Origin of the sequence: Arthrobacter sp. ok362 (assembly GCF_900102785.1) — a bacterium.
Lineage (GTDB): Bacteria > Actinomycetota > Actinomycetes > Actinomycetales > Micrococcaceae > Arthrobacter.
The window spans coordinates 223,800-246,130 of the sequence record NZ_FNGC01000006.1 but is presented as its reverse complement, the minus strand read 5'-3'; the positions used below and the strand labels follow the sequence as shown (position 1 = coordinate 246,130).

Here is a 22,331-nt window from a genome sequence, read left to right as displayed (position 1 = left end):
CCATTTGGGGCAACCGGACTCCCCCGGTTTTCTCCACCGTTGCTATCCTCGGCGATCTGGGCGGTCATTGATGTCCAGAGATGTGTCAGGGGTGCTCGCGTTCCTGGGTGATTCCGTAGGGAACATAGCCGCGCACAGCCACAGTGAAGGACGCGGGCCCATGCCGCTCGACGAGGACACCGTGCTTGCCCTCCCCCATGGCGGGTTGTTGGGCCAACTCGACGGCCGCATTCAAGCCGGCGCCAACGATATGTGGGCTGTCGCCCGTGACGCGATAAATACGCCCGGTCTCATTGGTCGTGATCATTTTGCCGTTCCTGCTCTCTATGTTCGTCGGGATCCAGCCGACATGCCGCTCTCTCGGGTGGATCAGGGCGCCATGTGAGGTTTCAATGACTTCCGTGTGGTTTCGAAGGCTCTCCGTATCCGGGACGGTGCTGCCCGGACGTACTGAGGAACCAGCAGTTGCTGGGTCTGTCCTGAATTCAAAATCTTACGGCTGGCCACGTTGGGAGACGACGGCGTGGAGGTCGATTTCGTGCAGACGTGGATGATAAATCGGCCAGTCTGTGCACAAAGGAGCGTGCGGCCGTTCCGGGCAGGAGCAGCCTTGTTAGCTTTGACAGAGACCGTGGGGGACAAATCAGATCGCGCGCCCCGCGGGCAAGGCCGTTGTCCGAATAGTGCCTTGGCGGTCACTCACTTTTATTTGCAAAGGTCTCAACTATGCGCACCATCTCCCGTGTATCCCTTATTGCTGCCGTATCGGCAGCCCTCGTCGGCTCCGTCACCCTGCCGGCGTCTGCCGCGCCGACGGCGGACAGCACAGTCACCGTCGAGGTCCCCGTCGGCACCCTCTCCATCTCGGCGCCTGCGACCGCCGCTCTCGGAACTGTGACGCCTGGTGCCAGCGCCTCCGTCGGCCTTGCCGGCGTACAGATCACCGACGACCGGGCAGGCGTGGCCGGTTGGTCGGCCCAGGTTGCCCTGACCGACTTTGTAGGCATTAACGCGGCAAACGTCATCCCTGCCACGGCAGCCACCTACACCCCCGAAGCGGCCACCGTTACCGGTACCGCGACGGTGGTGGAAACCCCCGCGTCGAACCTGTCCACGGCCAAGACGGTCCAAACGGCGACTGCAGTGTCCGGGAACAACACCGCGACCTGGAACGCCAGCCTGAGCGTCCTCGCCCCGGCCGACGCGCTGGCTGACACGTACACGGCCACGCTGACCCACTCTTCGCTCTAAGCGACTCGGTCGAACAAGCGCCTTCCCGGGTCGGAAAGCTGCCGGTACCCGGGAAGGCGACGCCCACAGGCACAACACCCTGAGCCCCACAATCAAGCAGAGGCAATTCTTGCGTTCCCTGATGTTCTTGTTCGCGATGACCCTGCTGGCTTCCCCGGTGACTCCCACCACGGCGGCCAGCCCTGACACTACCGCGCCTTCGCCGACTCAGCCGGACGGCATCGGGATACGCCTGCTGGACATCCCCGCCAGCGTCCAGAACGATCCCCGGGCACGCACTTACATCGTCGATAGACTCGCGCCCGGCTCCGAGATCAATCGCCGGGTCCGGGTGGAGAACAACACCCGCACCCCGCAGACCATCCGCATCTACCCCGGGGCGGCACACATCGACAACGGTGCCTTCATCGGCGATAACGCCTCGGTCAAGAATGACCTCACCCCTTGGACCCAGATAGCCCAGCCACAGGTCGACCTAGCCCCCGGCGGCCAAGCGGAGGTCATGGCCTCGATCAAGGTCCCGACAGACGCGCCGGAAAGTGAACAGTACGGCGCCATCTGGGCCGAGGTACGCAGCCCAGCAGACAGGGGCGGCGTCGTGCAGGCCAACAGGGTCGGCGTGCGCGTCTACCTCTCCGTCGGACCCGGCAACGGCAAACCCGCCGATTTCACCCTCACCTCCGTGACGGCCGGACGCAGCAAGGACGGATCCCCCCAGCTAAGCGCCCTGATCACGAACACCGGCGGCCGGGCCCTCGACATCACTGGAGAACTCAGCCTAACCGCCGGACCCGGAGGCCTTTCCGCCGGACCTTTCAACGTCCCGAAAGCAGCGACCGTCGCACCCGGCTATGCCCAGACCGTCGTCTTCACCCCTCCGGGAATACTCCCCAACGGCCCCTGGACGGCTCAGATCAAACTCAAGAGCGGCCTTCTCGAACGCGAAGCCACCGCGACGGTCGCGTTCCCCGAAGTGGGCCCGGGTGAACCTGTCGCTCCGATCAACGACGACGGCCCGCAATGGGTGCTCCTGGTCGCCATAGCGGCCGGACTCTTCATAGCACTCCTCGTAGCATTCTGGCTGGTACTGCACCGGCGGCGTCGCAGCCCTGCTGCGGCTGCGTTGCCTCGCACCCGGGGCAGCAATCGCGATCGCGATCGCTCAAGCCTGGCCGAGTGAGCCCCCAGTTCAGATAGGGCTTCTGCTCCTCCGCCGGCCTTTCGACAGGTTTTTCTGATTCGCTGGTGATGGGAGCTGTCCCAAAACGTCCGATGTCATTGGCCATCTCAGAGCCTCCTGCGTCGTGACCCGGGGGGTTAGCCACTGGCTCCGCTGCATACAGTGCGGCTGGTTCCTCGGGGCGGGGCTGTAGGACTTGAGGAATGCTTCCAAAGTTTCCGGGTGGGGTCCGGTGTACCAGGGCAGGGTCCGGACCAGCATGGCCAGGGAACCGTGAGCCCGGACCGAGGCACCGGTGGTGGCGGACCCCTGGGCTGGCATGGACCTGAAGATAGGCCAACACCCAGGCCAGTGGCGCCGCGACCACCAGGGAAACTCCGAAGCCATAAAGAATCGTCATGCCCAAAAGGCCCCATACGTGTCCGGCGTCGGTGCGGTCCCGCGAGGCGGGTACGCCGTAGCCTGCCGCCACCAGGAGAAGTAGCACGCCCACCCAGAGCGAGGTGGCGATGAGCCAGCCCTTGATGAACGCGTACGCATCCAAGACCACTCTGTGTGACCGAACTGTCTGCGGCTGCGCCGCATCCCCCAATGCCATGCGCCTGGCCTACCGATGCGCAAAAGGTACCCGCCCGTGCCGAGGGCGCGGCTAGGGCAGCCGGTCCAGCCTTAGGAGTGCCTGCGGGGTGTGCCAGAGGACATTTTTCATCCATTGGCTTCCGAGTCCCCAGCCTTCGAGTACCTGAATCTGGTGGCTGTAGGAGTAGGGAATCGAAGGAAAATCCGTGCCGAAGACGACTTTGTGTGACAGCCCGGCAAGGGTGTCCTGGTATCCGGGCGGGATCGGGGCGACCTGTTCCATGTAGGAGGTGCCGACCATGGTGGTGTCGAGGTAGACGTGAGGATTGTTTGCGGCAAGGTCGGCGTACTCCTGGTACTCCGGCAGGCCTGCGTGCGCGACGATGAGCGTCAACGAGGGGTACCTTTTGATGAGTTCGCGTATGGGTTCAGGCCCGGTGTATTCTCCGGGGTGCGGACCGTTGCCGCAGTGGATGACGACCGGTGTAGCGGAGTCCTGGATAAGCTCCCAGGCGGGTGCAAGCTGAGGATCCAAGGGTGAGAATCCTCCCACCTGGATGTGTACCTTAAAGATTCGAGCGCCTTGTTTCAAGCTGTGCGCGACGACGGTTTCCACCCCTGGCTCTGGGTAGAAAGTAGCAGAGTGGATGGCGTCAGCATGGGTCGAGGCGAATGCTGTTGAGTAGTCGTTGAGCCACTGCGCCATGCCGGGGCGGTGTGCATAGTTCAGCGTCGTGAATGCCTTCACTCCCATGTCTCGCAGCGTTCGCACCCGGTCCTCTTCGGCGTCCCGGTAGGTGATGGGCCAAGGGGGAGCCCCGCTGTCCGCAACACGGTCAAAGAACAGCCACACTTTCTCCAGCACCTTGAAAGGCATGAAATGCACATGCAGATCAATGATCCCCGGCAAGCCCAGCGAGTCGAGGTACGGGCGGACATCCGCGTCTAGACGCGGTACAGGTGCTACAGCCAAGACGAACCTCCTGCGTTCCATATCCCATCAGCCCCAGAGCATTGTCAACCCGATGAAGCTCGCTAGGGCGGGAGGCCTCCTGCGCAGGCGTGACAGGGCCATTGCCCTGCTAAGTATATGTAGAGAGACACTGCTATCGCTCGGCGCCATCGTCCCACCGCGACACCTTCCGCCCGCACCGGCGCTGCGAGAAATCCGAAACAGCTACAGGAAACCTGGCTTCGCGTACACCCCGCCCGCAAACTGTCCCGCCAAGGGTGGTCAATCGCGCAACGGTTCCACCCGCCCGCGCAGATCAGTGGCTGCGTCCGGATCTGCAGCAAACGAACAGGACCCGGCAGCGCCGTGCAAGGCGCTTACGGCTCTGGGCGCCCCCAAAGGACCTGATCAATGACCTGAGCGAAGCCCGAGCGCCCGTCCGGGCCAGCGGCACACATTCAGCGGCCCGAAGGCCGCTGAACTGCGGAAACATTGTGCCTGAGGTGCGACTCGAGCCGGGTTCCTCCTCTTGAAATTCCGTCACTCCCCCGAAATTCTCACCAAACCGGCGCAGTCCGGCACGAAGTACAACCGAATCCGAAGCCCCAGGCGTGCACATTGTGCACACCCGGCGGTGGCCAGGACAGCACCGATCCAGCTCCCCTGCCGCTTGCCCCCGGCGTGGATCCCGCCCTCGGCTGCGCCGTCGCACTCGCGGTGTTCCTGCTGGTTATTCCCGCGGGCGTGAATATCTGGCTGCCCACGGCAGTCGCCGAATCATCGATTCGGTCGGCACCGCCCTCGCCGCCCTGAAGGCCGCCGCGGCCACAACAGCCGCGCTCAGAACCGCACGAACGCAGCTCCAGCGGCAAGTCCTGCAGCAAATGACCGTCCGCGAACCACCTTTTGCAGGGGGCCGCCTGACCGGCATGGTGTTCCGTGGCCCGTGTCCCGGACCTATGTGCCCTCCCCAGGGTTCACGGTACGTGTCGACCGCATGGCAGCGGTCCGATACGCGTGTCACGACCCCGGGGTAGAACCCGGACGGCCAAACCGGCGCGCTCAAGGCTGCCGACTGCGAGTACGATCCGTCGAACACGCCTCCGCTATGCTGGCGAGCTCGCTCTGCCAAGCGTCCTCGCTCGGGGTTGCGCCCTGAACCTCAGCAGCGTCCAGGCACCGGGGCAACCCGAGTCCCCCGGGTCCGCACCCTGCCCGATGATGCCCCGGGAATAAATCCGTTTTTCCAACGTTGAGTCAAGTACACTCAACTCTCTTACGGAGGTTTCATGGCTGAATTTTTTAGGCCGGCGGAGTCCGGCCACGGCTCGTTCGACGAATTCCTTGCCCGTTACCTGCAGGGCCAGCGTGCGGCCGGCCCCGGGCATCCGATGGACATCACCCGGCTGCTGAGCCGGCGCACCCATGACGTGCTCGCGCGTGCCGCACAGTTCGCCGCGCAGCACGGTCACATCCATGTGGACGCGCTGCACGTCCTGCGTGTCATGGTCGAGAGGGAACCGGCCGCCGACTACATCCGCCGCGCAGGCGCGGAACCTGCTGCCATCGCCACGGCGGCCGAGGAGCGTCTCCCGGAGCAGGCAACCGCCAGGGCGGAAACGACGCCGGCCCTGACGCCGTCGGCCCAGCGAGCCCTACTCGACGCCTACCAGGTTGCCCGGGCATTCGGCTCAACCTACATCGATCCCGAACACGTGTTCTTCGCGCTCGTCGTCAACCAGGAGGCCCCGGCCGGGCAGGTGCTCGCCGCGGCCGGGGTGACGCCGGAGTCCCTGCAGTCCGGTCCGCGCGAGCAGTCGGCTCGGCGTGGGGCCACGCCGACCGGCGCGGAGCCCGGACTGTCGCAGGCGGGTGCCGCCGGGTCTGACACCCCGACCCTGGACACCTACGGCAGCGACCTCACGGCACATGCCCGTGAAGGCAGCCTGGATCCGGTGATCGGCCGGAGCGCCGAGATCGAGCAGACCATCGAGATCCTGGCCCGGCGCACCAAGAACAACCCTGTCCTAGTCGGGGAAGCCGGCGTGGGCAAGACCGCGATCATCGAAGGGCTGGCCCAGGCGATCATCGCAGGCGCCGTGCCCGAACAGCTCCGCGGCAAGCGCGTCATTGCCCTGGATCTGCCGGCCATGTTGGCCGGAACGCGGTACCGCGGTGACTTCGAGGAGCGCCTGACCAAGGCGATGGACGAGGTCGGTTCACACGCCGGGGAAATCATCCTGTTCATCGACGAACTTCACACGGTCGTCGGAGCCGGCGGCGCGGGGGAAGGCGGCATGGACGCAGGAAACATCCTGAAGCCGCGCCTGGCCCGTGGTGACCTTCATCTCGTCGGCGCCACCACCTTGAACGAATACCGAAAGGTGGAGAAGGATGCGGCACTGGAACGCCGCTTTCAGCCCGTACAGGTCGGCGAGCCGAGCATCGAGGAGGCCGTACAGATCCTCGATGGCCTGCGCGGACGGTACGAGGAACACCACGGCGTCCGCTACACCGACGAGGCGATCCGCGCCGCCGTTGAACTCTCCGCACGCTACGTGACGGACCGTTTCCTGCCCGACAAGGCCATTGACCTCATCGATCAGGCAGGTGCGCGGCTGAGCATCAAACTCGGCTCACAGACCGACGTGGCTGTTCTTCGCGAGCAGCTCGCAACCCTGGAAATGTCCAAGAACGACGCCGCCGCCGCGGAACGCTATGAAGAGGCCTCGCGGCTGCGGGATGAGATCGAAGCAGTGAACGGGAAGCTCTCCGCTGCGATTTCCAGTGCACCTGAGGCTTCCGAAGGCGCCGAGGCCGTTGTCAGCGAAGCGGAGATCGCAGGGATCATCTCCCGGTCCACCGGAATCCCAACCAGCCGGCTCACAGAAGACGACCGGGAACGCCTGGCCAGGCTCGAGGAGGAACTGCATCAGCGGATCGTCGGGCAGGACGACGCCGTGACGCTGATCGCGAAGGCGGTCCGGCGTAGCCGCACCGGCATGGGGGACGCGGAAAGGCCTGTCGGCAGCTTCCTGTTCCTCGGCCCGACGGGTGTGGGCAAGACCGAACTCGCCAAGGCGCTGGCCGGGTCGTTGTTCGGGGATGAGAATGCAATGGTGCGCTTCGACATGAGCGAGTTCGGCGAACGGCACACCGTAAGCCGGCTGGTCGGAGCCCCTCCGGGCTATGTCGGCTACGGCGAAGCCGGGCAGTTGACCGAACGCGTCCGTCGTAAGCCGTACTCCGTGGTGTTGCTCGACGAAGTGGAGAAGGCCCACCCGGATGTGTTCAATCTGCTGCTCCAGGTGCTCGACGACGGGCGGCTGACCGACGGACAGGGCCGCATGGTGGACTTCCGCAACACCGTGATCATCATGACCTCCAACCTCGGCTCGGAGTTCCTGGCCAGCAAGGGCGGCGCGATGGGCTTTGTATCCAAGGCCGACGAGGGCAACGGCTTCGGCTCGGAGAAGGCGCTGCGGGACCGGGTGCTGGGCCGGCTGCGCGAGACGATGCGGCCGGAGTTCCTCAACCGGATCGACGAGATCGTCCTGTTCCGCAAGCTGGACCAGGCGCAGCTGCGCCGGATCGTTCGGCTGATGCTGAACCAGACGGAAGCCCGTCTGCAGTCCCAGGGCATCACTCTCGAGGTCAGCGAAACGGCTGTCGACTGGATCGCCGAACGCGGCTACGAGCCCGAATACGGAGCCCGGCCGATGCGCCGCGTGATCCAGCGCGAGTTGGACGACCGGATCGCGGATCTGTTCGTGGCGTCGGACCTTCAGTCTGGCGGCCAGGTGGCCGTTTCGGTCGACGGGCAGTCGCTAGTCGTCGAGGCCCGCCATGAGGAGATGCCGCTGGCGGCGTAAGCCACCTCCGGATCCGCCAGCGGGCGGATCCGGTACACGGCCGGGTACACAGGCCCACCCTGTGTGCTCGGCCGAAGCCGTCGGGTGTCGCCGAGGAGCTCGCCGGCTATGACCGGGCGGAGACATTTACGTGTTGCGGTGAGCCGGGGAGAATTGCCTCGCACGGTCCTTTTCTTCCGCGCCACCGCACGTCTCATCGTCGTGCCCTCCCTGTCGGGCGGGGATCCGGCAACGGCCGGCTGGACCCCCTCTCCTGCGGCATGGCTGAAACGGAAGGTGCTAGCGCCGCCGCAGAGTGCCGGTGCGGGTAGGGGGCGGAATGTGCCGGCCACGGCACGGTCCGGATGGGGCGTCAAGTATGCTGCCTCAGCGGTGAACTGCCGGCAATCCACCCTTAAGCCATGCGATATCCGCCCGAGGTGCCGTTCTCCGCGGACTCCTTGAGGTTGTGGTAGTTGACGGTGATGCTTTTCAGCGACCACCGTGGCGAGCAGCAGTCCATAATGAGTGCCAGCTGCTCCTTGCGCCCACTTTCCCCGAACGGGCTAGGCCACCGCCTCCAGGGCTGCAGCGATGGGCTGGCTGCCGTCGCGGAACCCGATAGTTCGGCCGATTGCGGCGGGCAGCTCCAGGACGGCCGCAGCGACGAGGGCGACGTTGGCGCGGGCGGTTTCGGCAGCCTGCCAGGGCTCGTTGACGTGGACGTCTATCAGGCCGCTGCCCGGCTTGTCCGTGAGCGCGCCGGGGCCGAGGATGGTCCAGTCCAGGCTGGTGCCGCGGAGGTAGGAGTCAGCGGCGGCCTTGGCCTCCGCGTAGTGGAAGAAAGGGTTGTCCCGGGGCACTCCGTGGTCCGGTCCGGCTCCAAGATAGGACACCATGACGTAGCGGCCGACGCCAGACTGAGCAGCAGCGTCCATCGAGCGGATCGCGGCGTCACGGTCCACGGCGTAGGTCCTCCCGGGGTTTCCACCGCCGGCACCGGCCGACCATACGACGGCGTCGTGACCCGAGAGCGCCTCGGCGATTTCCGCCGTCGTCGCATTCTCCACGTCCAGGACGACTGGGGTGGCGCCGGCTGCCGCGACGTCGGACTCGTGTTCGGGGTTGCGGAAGATGGCGGTGACCTCCTGCCCGTCCGTAGCCAGGACCTTGGAGAGTTCCCTAGCCACTTTTCCGTGGCCGCCGATGATTGCGATTCGGGTCATAGACCCATTCTGTCCCACGTCCCGGCATCCCGGCATCCCGGCACCCTTTGCGCTATCAGATTCGGCCGGCGGCCTGGCGTCCAAAGTGATAGCGCAACCGGGTTATGTGGCATTGATTACGACGTCGTCGATATAGCTGTCGCCCACCTGCCGAGGGTGCTCCGCGCCCAGTTGCACGAAGGTCGGGGTCGTGCACCCGGCCCCGACCCGCTGGCTGGAGTAGAGGAGCTTGCCGTCGAACCAGACCGGCACGTTGGAGGCGGCACCGTTGGCAGGTCCCCGGACAGGTCGAGGGCTTTCTGCAGCGCGCGGATGGTGGATGCGGCCAGGGCCGACGCTTAGCCATTGCCACCCCGATCGGATCGGCCAGGTTCCGCGGCCACGCCGGACAGAAGCCGCCAACAAGCCGCCCACGGTCATGCGCTTACCCGGGTAAGTAGCCATGAACAGTCGAGACATCAATGAGTGCAAACCAGCCAAGACTGCCCCACTCCCCCAGCCAGCATCCGGTCATGCAGTTAGCGGCCTCCCCACCATGAACAGATAACCCGCGACACCGCTACCCGAAGACGAAAGGAGGTAACCGGCCACCAACAAAAATGGGCCCCCGCAGGGGCCCATAAAGGAGATTTGTACACATTCAGCGGCTCACAAGCCCCTGAACAGGGAAAACACGTGCCCGAGGTGGGACTCGAACTGCATTCCCTCCCCCGCCAACCCTGGACTCCCGGAAACATGCGAAATCCCGCCCGATCCGATCCACATACGACCCGATCCGCAGCCCGAAATGTGCACAATGTACACACGCCCAAATTTGCCAGTCAAAGGCATGCAGCCATCAGCCGCCTCTACGTCGCAGAGGTGAGGCTCGTCTGATTCATACATCAGGTGCCTTACGGAAAAGGAGTTCCGGTCAGCCGCAGCATCAGGCGCCCTCAGCCGCTGGAGACAGAAGGTCCATTATCGGCGTTACGAGCATCGTCGGAGAAGACGGAACGGCGCACCGTTGACGCCGCTCCTTCCAACGCGACTTCCTTGGTCCGGCGAATCCGCCGTGCCATACCGTAGATTTGATGGATATGACGACCGCTATCGATGCGCCACTGCCGCACATATCAGAACCCGAAGCTGCGCGGGTCCATCGTGCGCTCTTCTCGGACCCGTACGTTGTCAAGGAATCGACTGTGAGTGAATGTCACACTTCTCGAGTGGTCACTCAGGCCCCTTTTTTCTCCAACCTCGAATGACACCAGGGCAGCGGGTGTCGTGACGCTCTTGCCTATTAATTGGCGAAGCTCCGATCAAATACGGCTGACCGGAGCTTCGGTCCATTATGGGTACGTGAACCTTGGTGCTTGCCGGGAAGCTCAGCAGGCGAAGACCTGTCTCGCCCTCAGGCCACTCTCCGGGCTCCTATAGCCGCTGCCCGATAGCAGTGACTACGTCAAGCCGGCCCTCGATAGGGCCCAGCAGGAGGCGGCCAATATCTTCACCCTTTGGCGTTCCCGGCCTCGCTGAGTCAGCCGTCTCCGATGACCTGGTGCGACTGTGGTTCTGACTCCGGTTCCCAAAAATCCAAGCCATCCAGCCACGTCACCAGCAAGTTGCAGGTGCTGTCAAAATGATCAAACATGAGTTTTCTGGCACCTGGGGAGTCACCAGACTCGATCCGATCGATGACTGCTGTGTGGCCGAATCGGTTGATCTCGGCCCATCCCGGGACGGAGTGGAAGGATGAGTCGAACTGCAGGGGCACAAGCCGCCGAGCTGCCTCGGCAAACCAAAGCAATTTGGGGGCGTCCGCCATGGTGTGGATGGCGGTGTGTAGTTCGGAGTTGAGGTCCAGGGCGTATTTGCTGTGATGGTCGTCGAGTTTGTGTAGCTCAGAATCGATCTTGCGTAGAACTTGGATGCTCTCCGGGTTGGACCGGGACGCCGCTCGCGCTGCGAGCTCGCCTTCAGCCGTGGCCCACATGAAGTACGTATCGATCACGTTGTCCCGGCGTATGGGCACTACGCGGAAGCCTCGGTTTGGCTGATGTACCACCCAGCCGTCTCGCGCTAGCTGCAGTAGGGCCTCACGTACCGGCGTGATGCTCACGTCTAGTTTTTCAGCAAGGGGGGCGAGCCGCAGCGCGTCACCGTGCTTGACTTCGCCGCTGAGGATTTGTTCGCGGATTAGGGCTGCGACCGCCTGACCCATCAATTCAAGCTTGAGGCCCTTTTGCATAAAATATATTTTATCATGCCGTCAGTTTGGGTTATCGGGGCTGCCTGTAGAAAAGCTCACCCGGCTGCTATCTGCGTTGGTTCGTCGTGCCACCAGCCCTCCCATGCTAGAGACGTGAGCTCACCGGATGGGAAACACTTTTTGTCTTCGGTGGGGACGGGCGGCGCGGGTTCCTGCACGACAATCCTCTCGGCCGAGCGTGCATGGTCCTCCGTGGCGTGTAACGCCTGGAGGAATGCGCCGGATTGGGCGGTGAGGCCGCCGGCGGGAAGTGGTCTATGGGTGGGGCGTCGAAAGTTCATAACCGGCATCCTTTTCGATCATCATTCTTGATTCAATCCCGTCAGCCGCTATCCAGGCGGTGGTTCCGGACGCAGCGGCAATTTCAACTACCCCGGTCCTGAGGAATGCGCCGCCCTTCCAGACATTTACCCTTACCCCGATGAGCCTGTGCCATTCAGACCGTCGCGGGTCGTTCAAGGCCTTCCTTGTCATTCGGGTTGAGGAAGGCCGACTGCCTCGAAAAACTCTTCGGGTCGAAATCAGCATCCATCACGAGTTCGGGTGTAAGTGGAAGCCGTTGTTCGAGGACCTTCCGGGCGGCCATATGCTCGGAAGGGCTGTTGACCGACTCCACACCGGTGAGGCGTCCGTCCCTGAAGCAGTAGACCGAAAATTTGCCGGACGCCGGTTCGCCACGCACGATCGATTCGTCGTCGCAGTGGATAATCCCTGCTATCTGAAGTTTTACTGCTCCCTGCTGGGACCAGAACCACGGAAGGGCTTCGTAGGGTGTGGGTTTTCCGGTCAGAGTCTTGGCCAGGATTCTGGCCTGGTCAGTGGCGTTCTGGACCGATTCCAAACGGATCCGTGCCCCGGTGTGCACGTTGGGATAGCTGCTGCAGTCACCCAGGGCGAAGATGTGCGGGTCGCTGGTTTGGAGGCACGCATCTACGACGATTCCGTTGTCCACTTCCAGGCAAGCCTGTACCGCGAGCTCGCTGTTGGGAAGGACCCCGATTCCGACTACGACGAGATCGGCGGGGTACTCCGTGCCGCTGGTGCTGACGGCTCCGCTGACCTTTCCTTCGACCCCGGTCAGCGAGGCGATACCTTCGCCCAATTTCAGATTGATACCGCTATCTGTGTGCACATCGGCGAAGTAGCCTGACATGAACTGGGAAAGGACGCGGCCCATGGGACGAGGCCCAAATTCGAGAACGGTAACATCAAGCCCCCGTTTCCGGGCCGCCGCTGCGAACTCCAGGCCAATGAACCCCGCACCGATGACGACAACGTGCTTGGCGCTGCCGAGTTCGGCCTGCAGCGCCTTCGCGTCATCGAGCGTTCGGAGGTAGCGAATTCCAACCAACTCGGAGCCCGGGACGGATATTTCACGGTTGCGGGCTCCCGTGGCGAAAACAAGCTTCGTGTAGGAGAGGGTGGAGCCGTCACTGGCGACTACGGTTTGTCCGACGGGATCGACGGAAGTGACCTCGACTCCCTGGTGGAAATCTACTGCTCGATCGCCGAAGAAAGTACCGGCCCTGAGAGGCAGCGGGCTCGCACCGTCCTCCTCGGACATAAAGTCCTTGGACAGTGGGGGGCGTTGGTAGGGCAGGTGAGGTTCATCGGCGAACAAGTCAATGGCGCCTTGGTAACCTTCCGATCGGAGTGAGTCGGCCAATTGCACGCCGGCCTGTCCGCCTCCGATGATGACGATGCGGCTCATGGTTCCACCTGGGTGAGGGGAAGATCGATGGCGATCTCCTGGAGGGACGGTCCGACTTTTATTTGGCACGCGAGGCGTGAACGTTCATCGTCACGGGGGGATGAGGTGACATCCAGCATTTCGTCCTCGTCCTCATTCATGGCCGGCAGCGCACCGATGTAGTCTTCGCGCACATAGATGTGGCAGGTCGCGCACATCGCCTGGCCCCCGCATTCGCCAATGATTCCGTCAACCCCGTTGGTGATGGCGGCCCGCATGACGGAGGTGCCGGGGACAGCGTCGATGACGTCTGTGGCGCCGCCCGGGTGGTGGTAGAAGATTTTTGGCATCGTTTCGTTCCTAATTGATAGTGCGGGAATTGGGGGTCAGACCCTGCGGCCGACCATGACCCGGGCCGCGTTGGTGACCATGATCTGGTGGATTGTTTCTTCGGACACTCCTTTTTCTCGTATGGCGGGGAGGATCCGGTCCGAGATGTTGGCGTGGTGCCAGTTCGGTGCGTGTTTGGCCCGCCAGGACGGGGGCGTGTTGATGCTGAAGAACCCGGCGTCGTGCGAGAGGGTCAGCCTGTCGGCGTAGCCCAGTTCGCAGAGTTTGACGAGCATGTCGATCCGTTGTTCGTCCGGCAGGACTTGCTCCATTCCGAACCGGTCGAGGCCGAGCGTTGATCCGTTATCCATGAGCTCGCGGAGGTAGCTTAGGTCCGTGCTGTCCCCGCAGTGACCGATGACGAGGTGTTCCATCGGCACGCCGAGGGATTCGAAGAATTTTTGCTGGTCCCTGCCGGTGAAGTCCTCGGCGTGTGTGTGGGTAGTGATGGTCGCGCCGGTTTCCTGGTGGGCTACGGCTGCGGCACGCATGATCCGGTCAACGTCCGGGGTGATCCCGTATTCGTCGGTGGCGATCTTGATCATGGCGGCCTTCACCCCGGTGTCCGCAATGCCGGTCGTGAGGTCTTTAATGAAGAACTCTTCGAGCGGCTCGGCCCGGTCCACCATGAGGCCGGGGCCGTTGATCTTGTAGAACATGGGGAGGTCTTTGAAGGAGTAGAAGCCTGTGGCGACCACGATGTTGATGTCCGTTTCGGCCGCCACCCGCTGGACTCTGGGGATGTAGCGGCCCAGCCCCGGAACGGTCAGATCAACTACCGTCCGGATGCCCTTGGCGCTGAGGGCGTTGAGGCCATCTATAGCGGTGCGGATCAGTCTCTCTTCGTCCCACTCCGGATGTGGGTAGTCCTGCTCCAGTTCGGGGTTTTTGGTGAACAGGTGCTCGTGCGTCAGAGTCGTGCCCAGGTCCTCCACAGCAACGGGACCGCGGACGGTTTCGACAGTAGTCATAGCTTGCCTTTCAAAAGGATTGGAGGCTTTTTCTTAGCGGCCTGCAGCGACGGTGGCCGGGCGGCGCACTTCGCTGATGGCTTTGCGGATCATGGCGAAGTCCAGGGCGGCGGTGATCATGTTGAAGCCTTGGGCGGCGAGATGCTCGGGGTCACCGCTGAGCCCGACGATCCTGCCTCTTTTGGCACACGCTTGGCGGATCCTGTCGATGGCTTCGATCTGTAGTGGGTCACTGGACTGTTCGAAGCTATGGGGTTGGCCGCCGAGGCTCACTCCCAAATCGGCGGGGCCGATGTAGACGCCGTCGACGCCTGGGGTGTCGAGGATCTCCTCGAGGTTCATGAGGCCTTCCCTGGTCTCAATCATGACCAGGCAGAGCACTTCCTGATTGACGGTTTGAGGATCCGGTCCGAGGCCGTAGCGCGCCCGGATCGGACCCCAACTCCTGATGCCCCGGGGATGGTAGCGGCAGGCCTGCGCCGCGCGCCTGGCCTCGTCCGCGTTGTTGATCATGGGCACGATGACGCCTTCCGCGCCCGCGTCGAGGGCGGTCCCAATGAGTGCCGGGTCATTGGCGGCGACCCGCACCAGAGGGGTCGTTTCACTGCGTGCGACGGCCCTGAGCATCTCGATCAGGGTTTCCTGGGATGTCAGCCCGTGCTGTTGATCGATGTAGATGAAGTCGAATCCGGCCATGGCGAATTCTTCGGCAATCTGCGCGCTGCCCAGAGCGCAGGAGAAGCCCACCGCCGTCTCGCCGCCGGCCAGGATGGCTTTGAGCCTGTTGGGATGGCTGTAGACGGTCACAGTTTGTACCAGGCCCGGGCAGTTTCGGACATCAGCTTGGGTTTCATCGTGGCGGGGATGATGGCGAGGAGTTCGTCGATGTCGTCGTCGTGACGGTGTGGATAGTCTGTTGCAAACATGAGCAGGTCTTCGGAGCCGAGCCACTCAATGATCCGCTGGGAATGTTCCGGCGAGCCGAGATCTGCGGGGGCCACTGAGAACCGTACGTGGTCCCTGATGATCTCAAGGGGGAGGCGGTCGACCCACGGTGTTTCGCGACGCAGGCCCTTCCACTTCTTGTTCATGCTCCAACCCCAGGTGGGGACCCAGCTGAATCCGCCTTCCATGACTGCGACTCTCAGGGCGGGGAACTTTTGGAATGTCCCTTCGAAGACCATGCTGGTGAGCTGGGCAATGTAGACCTGGGTTTCGGCCGCGTACTGCTCGGCGTACCACGAGGCATACCCGGTCGGGGAGGGTGCGTCCTCTGTAGTGCCGCCCCAGTGGAGCCCGATCACGAGGTCATTGCGGGTGGCAGCTTCGTAGATGGGGTTGAAGATCCGCTGACCGTACAGGCGTTCTGACCGTACTGGGAGCATGACCTGGACAAAGCCCGGGTGGGATCCTACGCGGTCTATTTCTGCTGCCGCTGCGATCGGGTCTCGTGCCGGGATCACGAGTGATGCCACGAGGCGGGGGTCCTTGTCCAGCCATTCGGCGATGATCCAGTTGTTCACGGCGGAGGCCAGTGCGGCCGCCCAGTCGGGGTGACGCAGGGAGTCAATGCCGTAGTAGCAGTTGAGGACGGCGCGGTCGACCTGCCAGGGATCAAGGATGTCGTTTTGGAGCATTGACAGCTTTGACGCGGGCATCAGGCCGTCGTGGCGCCATTCGTCCCGCGCGGTGGTGGCGGCCCCGGGCGGGTAGCTCAGGCGCGGGCCGGTGGGTCCGTGCCAGCCGCGTTCCTGGGTCCCCTGGACCCATACGGGATCCATGTAGTCGAAGAGTGTCTCGATGGAGGGCACGTTGGCATGGACGTCGCAGTCGATGACAGTGCCGGTCCACAGGGTGCTGCGTTTCATGCCGGCGAGAAGGGGTGTGGTCATGGCCTGACCTCTACTTTCATTTCGGTGGTCGCAGTGGGCGGGGGTGCGCAGGCGCCGGGTTTGGCGGCGGTTCCGGGGCGTTGGGGCCGCATCGACAGAACGACGTAGTCGGATTCGATTGACACTTCGATCGTTTCGGCCTGGTAGGGGCCTTTGATTCGCCCCACGCTTCCGCCGTCGACTTGTTCTGCCACGTCCGTGCCGGCTTCAACGTTCACGGTAAAGGGGCGGGCGCGCATGTGTTTGGGGTCCCAATAGGACTGCCCGGTTTTGATGTCGAACTCCCAGTTGTGCCAGGGGCAGGTGAGCAGATCCTGTGATTCGTCCAGGGTGATTTTTCCGGGGACTGTGGCCGTTACGGAGTTGACGAGTTGTCCCTGGCTCAGGGGTCCGCCGACGTGGGGGCAGCGGTTGAGCATGCCGTAGTAGGAGCCTTTGATATTGAAGATGCCCACTTCGCGGCCGCCGACGTCGACGATGAGGCGGCTACCCGGTGGTATCTCTTCTGCCCTGGCCACCACAAACTTCTGGGGTTTCTTGACGGAAGCTGTTGCTTCGTTCATTTCGTGTTCGCTTTCTGCTTACGGGGCAACGGCGCCGGCGAGGGGTTGTTTGCTGAGCCAGGAAGGATTCAGTTCGTGGGTTGATGAGCATCCAAGGAGGCGCATGGTGCGAATCATTTCCGTGCGGGTTATTTCCAGCACGTGGGACACGCCCGCTTGTCCGTCGACCGCCAGCCCCCAGGCGGGGAGCCGGCCTACCATTACTGCCTTTGCGCCGAGAGCGAGAGCCTTCAGGACGTCGCTTCCGCGCCGTATTCCGCTGTCGAGGATGACGGTCACGTCGTCGCCGACGGCCTCGACGATCTGGGGAAGTACGGCTATGGAGGCGGGAGCGCCGTCGAGTTGGCGGCCGCCGTGGTTTGAGACGATGATTCCGTCCACGCCGAGCTGGGCCGCTGTGCGGGCATCCGCGGTGCTGAGGATGCCTTTGATGATCAGCGGCCCGTCCCAGTTCGCCCTCATCCAGGCAATGTCTTCCCAAGAGGGGGAATGAGATTCTCTTCCTGTGCGGATCATTTCGGTGAGTTCCATGGGTTTGCCGTCTGCCGTGAGGTCGGCGGTGTTGGGCAGTACAAACGGCATTCCGTCTCGCATGAACCGGTATACCCAACCCGGCCGGCTGATCATCTTGGGAGCCATCCGGAACACGTTGGAGGGATTGATGCTCATGTTGTAGCTGAAGCCATTGCGGAAGTCTTTTTCGCGGTTACCGGACACACTGGTGTCGATGGTTGCGACGAGCCCTTCATAGCCCGCCGTTTTGGCGCGGCCGATGAGGGACCTCATGGCGTCCTGGCTGGCGAATTTGTATGCCTGGAACCACTGAGGACCGGGCGTCTCCGCGATTTCTTCCAGGGTGTATCCGGACGCCGAGGTCGCCACGTGGGCGATGCCGGCCTTTGAAGCCGCGGCTGCGATGCCGAGATCCCCGTCCGGATGCACGAGGCGCATGCCCCCGCAGGGTGCTGTGAGGATCGGCATCGAGAGGTCAAGCCCCAGCAGGTTAGTTCGCAGGTCCGGTTTCTCAACCCAGGTCGCCCCACGGGGTTCGAAAGCAAGGTCCCGGAACCCCTGGACATTTCTCCGCAGGGTGACTTCGTCTTCGGCGCCGCCGTCGACGTAGTCGAAGATGGCCAGTGGGAGCTGTTTTCTGGCGCGCTCCCGGGCGTCGTCATAGTTGAGGACTGTTGCCCGTCGGCGCCGGCCGAGTGCGTCGTTGATTGGCACGGCTGTCACTCCCCTGTCGGGGAGGGCAGGCCGCTGTTTTCACGGAGCGGGATACCGTAAAGCTTGCTGGCGTTCTCACCGAGGATGCGGCGGCGGCGATCTTCGGGGAAGCTCTCCGGCACGGACTCGTAAGGCGAGTCGTAGTCCCAGTGGGGGTAGTCCGAGGAGAACATCAGCCTGTCAGCGAACCCTGAGTCTTCGAACATGCCGAATACGCCTTCGAGCATGTCGGGCCGTTCAGGTTCCTCAAGAGGCTGGGTGCTGAACCAGAAGTGTTCCTTGAGGTACTCCGAGGGCTTGCGCTGCAGATGCGGAAGTTCGTGGCGGAGCTTCTCCCAAGTTGCGTCCAAGCGCCAGCTGTACGGGGCTACCCAGTCCCATCCCATCTCGAGCATGGCGATCTTGAGCTTCGGGAAGCGGTCGAATACGCCCTCGAAAATGAGGCTGGGAACCAAAGCAAGGGGCAGGACTCCGAAGGCCGCGTGGGTTTCAGCGTAGAAGTTCTGGCGCCCGGCCCCCGTGGGCTGCCGTCCCATACCCGGGACGTGGAAGGACAGCGGGATGTCGTAGTTTTCGCAGGCCTCGAAGATGGGCCAGTAGCGGCGCTTTCCCAACGGGTCCTGGCCGGAAGGAGACATCAGTACCTGCACAAACTTGTCTCCGAATTTACCCTCCTTGCAGCGCTGGATCTCCCGCTCGCCGCCGGGCAGGTCACGGGCCACCGTGACTGAGGCCCTGAACCGGTCATCCGCTGCGCACCAGGTCTCGGCCAACGCGTTGTTGTAGGCGCGGTAGAGGCTGGTAGCCAGCTTGTGGGGCATGTTGGCCCCGCCGTTGGTGATGATGTAGGTCTGCGGGCAGGTCAGGACAGCAGCCGTCATATCGAAGGGGGCAAGCACTTGTTCGACCGCCAGATGCGGATCCAGACCAACCCGTCCGTTGTCATCCACGGCGTCGAGCCGGTGGGTGAATTCCCGCTGGGAGGGGTAGACGCCGCCACCCATGGCACCCAGACCATACCGGCTGATGTATTCCTTCCACTGCTGCGGGAGATGATCGGCCACCTGCGGGTCCGTGGGCAGGGGCATTGGGTGGAAATCTACGTCAATAACCCCGAGTTTGGAGCCGGTGGCCACCGGGGCAGCACTCAAGTCTGTGATAGTCATTGTTTTCCTTTTTGGACTCTGGTTTGGGCGGAGTCCCTAGAGCTTTGCTTTGTAGGTTTCCTTGGCCATCAGCACCCCAACTAGTGACAGCAGGCTCGCGGCCGCGGCAAAGATGACGACGAGTTCGGAATGGGGGGCACCGCCCGCGGTGATGAGCAGCCAGGTACAGACGGCCGGGGTCAGCCCGCCGCCCAAGGTGCCCGCGATCTGGTAGCCCATCGAGGAACCGGTGTAACGGAGATGCGTGGGAAACAGTTCGCCCAACCATGCCGCCAGGGGTGCGTAGCAAATCGCATGGGCGATAGCGATGAGGGAGATGGACCAGTAAAGTCCCGCGACGCTTCCGGCGTTCATCTGGGCAAAGAAGATCACACCCGTGACTGCCTGCAGAATAAGGCCGAGGCCCACGACTTTCTTACGGCCAATGTAGTCGGACCAGGTCGCGAAGATTGGCTGGCCGATTACGCCGACGGCCGCTGCGACGATGGAGGCTGTCAGCAAATCGGACCGGGAAAAGCCCACCTGCAGACCGTAGGATGCGGCGAACGTCAGATACACGGCGCTGACTGCAAAGGGCCCAATGACCAGCAGAATGGTGACGATCAGAGTCCGGGGGTGCCTGAACACCTCCACCAGCGGCGCCTTCCTCTGGGAGGGCGCCTGCGCCTGTTTTCTCTGTTCGGCGAGGAAGACCGGACTTTCACTGACACCGAGGCGGATCCACAAACCGATCATGACGAGAACGGCCGAAAGCAGGAAAGGAATCCGCCATCCCCAGGCCAGCAGCTGATCCTCGGGCATCATCCCGGCGACCAGAGCGAACACGCCATTGGCAACGAGGATTCCGCCGGTCAGCCCCATCTGCGGGAAGCTGCTGGAGAAGCCGCGGCGCTTGGGTGAGTGTTCCATGGCCATCAGAACTGCTCCGCCCCATTCGCCGCCGGCAGCGATGCCCTGAACGAGGCGGAGGACCAGCAACAAAACCGGCGCTGCGACGCCAATTTGGGCGTACGTGGGAAGCAAACCCATGGCCGTGGTGCAGACACCCATAGCCAGGATGGACAGAACGAGCATTTGTTTCCGGCCAACTTTGTCGCCGTAATGGCCCCAAATGGCGCCACCCAGTGGCCGAGCGAAGAACCCAACAGCCAGTGTGATGAAGGCCAGCAGCGTACCCACCAGCGGATCAAACTGCGGGAAGAACAGGACGTTAAACACCATCGCGGACGCGATACCGAACAGGTAGAAGTCGTACCACTCGATCAAAGCCCCGACCAGGCTCGAAAGGAGAACTCTCCGCTGCTGCCGGGGAGTAGAGACATACAAATCGGGATCTATGGCCAGCGCGTTTGGCGGGATAGATGTGCTCGTCGTTGAGTCGTCCATAAGGGCCTCCGTTTTACCACCGGGCACTTCCCGGGTTGCAGATGACTGTAGCTTTTATATTTTATAAAATCAACGATTCATATGAAATGAGACACGTAAACTTGGGATAGCCGCTCGGGTCTTCGGCCGGCGATGGCCGGTGCCAATGCGGGCTCGTCCACGGGTGGGCCCGATGCCTTGCTCGAAACAAACCGGGGCATCATCCGGCGCTAGTCGGTCGAGGGTCCCTGCCCCTGCCCCTGCTAAGACTTGGGGCAGTGCTGCCTTATCTTGGATGGGGAGGTGAGCCCGTCGCAGGCGCAATTCTTGAAGCCGGTCCATGATCTTGGTCATTGGCCTGGCGGAGCACATCAAAGACGAACGCGACGTAGAAATTGAGCTTGCCGGCGTATTCGGTCGAGAACTTGCCCGTCTTGAGCTCGATGCCGATGTAGCGCGCTGTCCGCACCAACGGCGGCGTGGAACGCCACTCCCCCACCCGCAGGTCCTGCTGACAGCGAAGGCCATGACAGACGTCGCATGATGGTGCCGCGTGTCTGCTCCGACCGCCTCACGCCTTACTCGTATCGTCAAGACATGGCGCCGAGGCCGTGTCGCACTCCGTAATCACCCGCATTCCCCTCGGACCACAGAGATAATCAATGCAGTGCAGGAGAGCATTCCGGCCACCGGCTACGCTGGTTCAGCCCGCCGCTTCTGCCATGCGGAGCCACACGAGCAGGGGGACACCTTATGGAACTCGAGATGACCGAATACATTGACACGTCCTTTGACTTCAACTCCGATTCACAAGGGAGAGATCCCGATTCTGACAGTAAGACTCTGAAGGACTACCACCGGAAGCTGTGGAGCAAGAAGCTGCCCTGCGGAAGCGGGCGTTTTGATCTGGCACCGGAACCCGATGCGTACCTTGTGCACAGGTCCTCGAATGGTGTCCATTTCATGGCCAGCGACGCCATCACAACCCGACTTCAAAAACGGGCGGGACGGATCATCAGGAACATCCCGCCGGAGGACCTGCCAGCGTGGCCCGGCTACACGATTGGAAGCTCCATCGTGTTCCCGGGCAACAAGGTCGACGGGAAGATGACCATCAACGGGGCCCGCGGCTTCAGCCGCAAGATCGCTGACCGTTTCGACCTGACCCTGGAATGCATCCGCCGCTACTACGACGGCCGCCAGGAGTGGAGTCCACTTGAAGACGTCCTGCTCAGGTACAAGGAATTCTTCGCCCTGTTCTGCGACTTCAACGGGTACGTCGACTTTTTCCTGCTGCAGGACCTCTTGAAGGATGACGGGGAAATCGACTTCTTCCACGACTTCGATAACTTCAACACCCCGGCAGTTCCGCAAAACGAGACCGAATACCTGAACTACTTGGCCAAGAGCAATAGTTTTATCAGCGCACGCAACGCCAGGATCGATGGAGAGATGCAGAACCGTGCCTGACTCGAATCTAAGCAGCCGTACGCGCAGAGGTTGCGGGACTAAATGGCCGGCAGCACGCCTGACTGCCCTACAGGTCGAGGACTTTCAAGGCCTGGAGCGGCCTACCTAGGAAGAAGCCAGCTTGAGTCCGTCGAGCCAGGCCGAAACCTCGTCCATGGTCCTCTGTGGCCGGGGAGCCGCGGAATAGACCCTGACCTCGTGATAGCGGGGGTCATCGATCTCCAGCGAGGGCGAGTCGTCCTCCCTAAGCCGCACTACGAGGTAGCCGGCGGCCAAGGCGGTCAATGTTGGAGTTGACGTCATAACA

At 62.8% G+C, this 22,331-nt stretch carries 21 protein-coding genes; 6 read left to right on the top strand and 15 right to left on the bottom strand.

Features of this window, described 5'->3' with window-relative positions; all coding sequences use genetic code 11:
* Positions 1–85 precede the first annotated feature (85 nt).
* On the bottom strand, positions 86–307 hold the full coding sequence (locus BLQ10_RS10340) for a hypothetical protein (protein ID WP_091561459.1): 222 nt from the start codon (positions 305–307) through the stop codon (positions 86–88).
* Between the two features lie 419 nt (positions 308–726).
* Here BLQ10_RS10340 and BLQ10_RS10335 point away from each other — a divergent pair, with 419 nt between their 5' ends.
* Positions 727–1,251, top strand: coding sequence for a WxL domain-containing protein (locus BLQ10_RS10335; protein WP_091561456.1), 525 nt, complete (start codon positions 727–729; stop codon positions 1,249–1,251).
* 121 nt (positions 1,252–1,372) lie between these two features.
* Complete coding sequence (locus tag BLQ10_RS10330) at positions 1,373–2,431, top strand: hypothetical protein (protein ID WP_091561453.1); 1,059 nt, start codon at positions 1,373–1,375, stop codon at positions 2,429–2,431.
* 649 nt (positions 2,432–3,080) lie between these two features.
* Here BLQ10_RS10330 and BLQ10_RS10325 read toward each other — a convergent pair.
* A complete protein-coding gene (locus BLQ10_RS10325; RefSeq protein ID WP_254785497.1) occupies positions 3,081–3,983 on the bottom strand; it encodes an amidohydrolase family protein in 903 nt (300 codons plus the stop codon).
* Positions 3,984–4,580: 597 nt separating this feature from the next.
* Here BLQ10_RS10325 and BLQ10_RS22030 point away from each other — a divergent pair.
* Positions 4,581–4,775 carry a hypothetical protein gene (locus tag BLQ10_RS22030; protein ID WP_139164214.1) on the top strand — a complete coding sequence of 65 codons (195 nt, stop codon included), beginning with the start codon at positions 4,581–4,583 and terminating at the stop codon, positions 4,773–4,775.
* 476 nt (positions 4,776–5,251) lie between these two features.
* The gene (locus BLQ10_RS10320) at positions 5,252–7,834 is read left to right on the top strand and encodes an ATP-dependent Clp protease ATP-binding subunit (protein ID WP_091561448.1); all 2,583 of its coding nucleotides are present in this window, start codon (positions 5,252–5,254) and stop codon (positions 7,832–7,834) included.
* 545 nt (positions 7,835–8,379) lie between these two features.
* On the opposite strand, the gene BLQ10_RS10315 is transcribed toward BLQ10_RS10320, so the two are convergent.
* From BLQ10_RS10315 to BLQ10_RS10260, 12 genes are all read right to left on the bottom strand, one after another.
* The gene (locus BLQ10_RS10315; RefSeq protein ID WP_091561446.1) at positions 8,380–9,039 is read right to left on the bottom strand and encodes an SDR family oxidoreductase; all 660 of its coding nucleotides are present in this window, start codon (positions 9,037–9,039) and stop codon (positions 8,380–8,382) included.
* Positions 9,040–9,141: 102 nt separating this feature from the next.
* The gene (locus tag BLQ10_RS22025) at positions 9,142–9,483 is read right to left on the bottom strand and encodes a hypothetical protein (RefSeq protein ID WP_139164213.1); all 342 of its coding nucleotides are present in this window, start codon (positions 9,481–9,483) and stop codon (positions 9,142–9,144) included.
* A gap of 1,075 nt (positions 9,484–10,558) precedes the next feature.
* Positions 10,559–11,269 (bottom strand): GntR family transcriptional regulator, encoded by a 711-nt coding sequence (locus tag BLQ10_RS10305; RefSeq protein WP_091561441.1) that lies wholly within the window; start codon positions 11,267–11,269, stop codon positions 10,559–10,561.
* Between the two features lie 457 nt (positions 11,270–11,726).
* Entirely contained in the window at positions 11,727–13,001 is a 1,275-nt protein-coding gene (locus BLQ10_RS10300; RefSeq protein ID WP_091561440.1) for an NAD(P)/FAD-dependent oxidoreductase, read from the bottom strand.
* Complete coding sequence (locus tag BLQ10_RS10295; RefSeq protein ID WP_091561437.1) at positions 12,998–13,330, bottom strand: 2Fe-2S iron-sulfur cluster-binding protein; 333 nt, start codon at positions 13,328–13,330, stop codon at positions 12,998–13,000. The genes BLQ10_RS10300 and BLQ10_RS10295 overlap by 4 nt, the downstream gene beginning before the upstream one ends.
* A gap of 36 nt (positions 13,331–13,366) precedes the next feature.
* On the bottom strand, positions 13,367–14,341 hold the full coding sequence (locus BLQ10_RS10290) for a phosphotriesterase family protein (RefSeq protein ID WP_091561435.1): 975 nt from the start codon (positions 14,339–14,341) through the stop codon (positions 13,367–13,369).
* A gap of 33 nt (positions 14,342–14,374) precedes the next feature.
* On the bottom strand, positions 14,375–15,148 hold the full coding sequence (locus tag BLQ10_RS10285; protein WP_091561433.1) for an HpcH/HpaI aldolase family protein: 774 nt from the start codon (positions 15,146–15,148) through the stop codon (positions 14,375–14,377).
* On the bottom strand, positions 15,145–16,233 hold the full coding sequence (locus BLQ10_RS10280; protein WP_091561430.1) for an amidohydrolase family protein: 1,089 nt from the start codon (positions 16,231–16,233) through the stop codon (positions 15,145–15,147). Before BLQ10_RS10280 ends, BLQ10_RS10285 begins: the two co-directional genes overlap by 4 nt.
* The gene (locus BLQ10_RS10275) at positions 16,230–16,796 is read right to left on the bottom strand and encodes a Rieske (2Fe-2S) protein (protein WP_091561426.1); all 567 of its coding nucleotides are present in this window, start codon (positions 16,794–16,796) and stop codon (positions 16,230–16,232) included. Before BLQ10_RS10275 ends, BLQ10_RS10280 begins: the two co-directional genes overlap by 4 nt.
* Positions 16,797–16,814: 18 nt before the next feature.
* On the bottom strand, positions 16,815–18,023 hold the full coding sequence (locus tag BLQ10_RS10270) for an alpha-hydroxy acid oxidase (protein WP_175558566.1): 1,209 nt from the start codon (positions 18,021–18,023) through the stop codon (positions 16,815–16,817).
* Positions 18,024–18,028: 5 nt separating this feature from the next.
* On the bottom strand, positions 18,029–19,189 hold the full coding sequence (locus tag BLQ10_RS10265) for an amidohydrolase family protein (protein ID WP_091561421.1): 1,161 nt from the start codon (positions 19,187–19,189) through the stop codon (positions 18,029–18,031).
* Between the two features lie 36 nt (positions 19,190–19,225).
* A complete protein-coding gene (locus BLQ10_RS10260; protein WP_091561418.1) occupies positions 19,226–20,575 on the bottom strand; it encodes an MFS transporter in 1,350 nt (449 codons plus the stop codon).
* A gap of 319 nt (positions 20,576–20,894) precedes the next feature.
* Between BLQ10_RS10260 and BLQ10_RS23060 the strand changes: the two genes are divergently transcribed.
* Both BLQ10_RS23060 and BLQ10_RS10250 read left to right on the top strand, forming a co-directional pair.
* The gene (locus BLQ10_RS23060; protein WP_091561416.1) at positions 20,895–21,098 is read left to right on the top strand and encodes a hypothetical protein; all 204 of its coding nucleotides are present in this window, start codon (positions 20,895–20,897) and stop codon (positions 21,096–21,098) included.
* 221 nt (positions 21,099–21,319) lie between these two features.
* A complete protein-coding gene (locus tag BLQ10_RS10250; RefSeq protein ID WP_091561414.1) occupies positions 21,320–22,024 on the top strand; it encodes a DUF6994 family protein in 705 nt (234 codons plus the stop codon).
* Between the two features lie 105 nt (positions 22,025–22,129).
* Here the strand turns inward: BLQ10_RS10250 and BLQ10_RS22015 are convergent, their stop codons facing one another.
* Positions 22,130–22,327: a hypothetical protein gene (locus tag BLQ10_RS22015; protein WP_139164212.1), complete on the bottom strand. Its 198-nt coding sequence runs from the start codon at positions 22,325–22,327 to the stop codon at positions 22,130–22,132.
* Between the last annotated feature and the right edge of the window lie 4 nt (positions 22,328–22,331).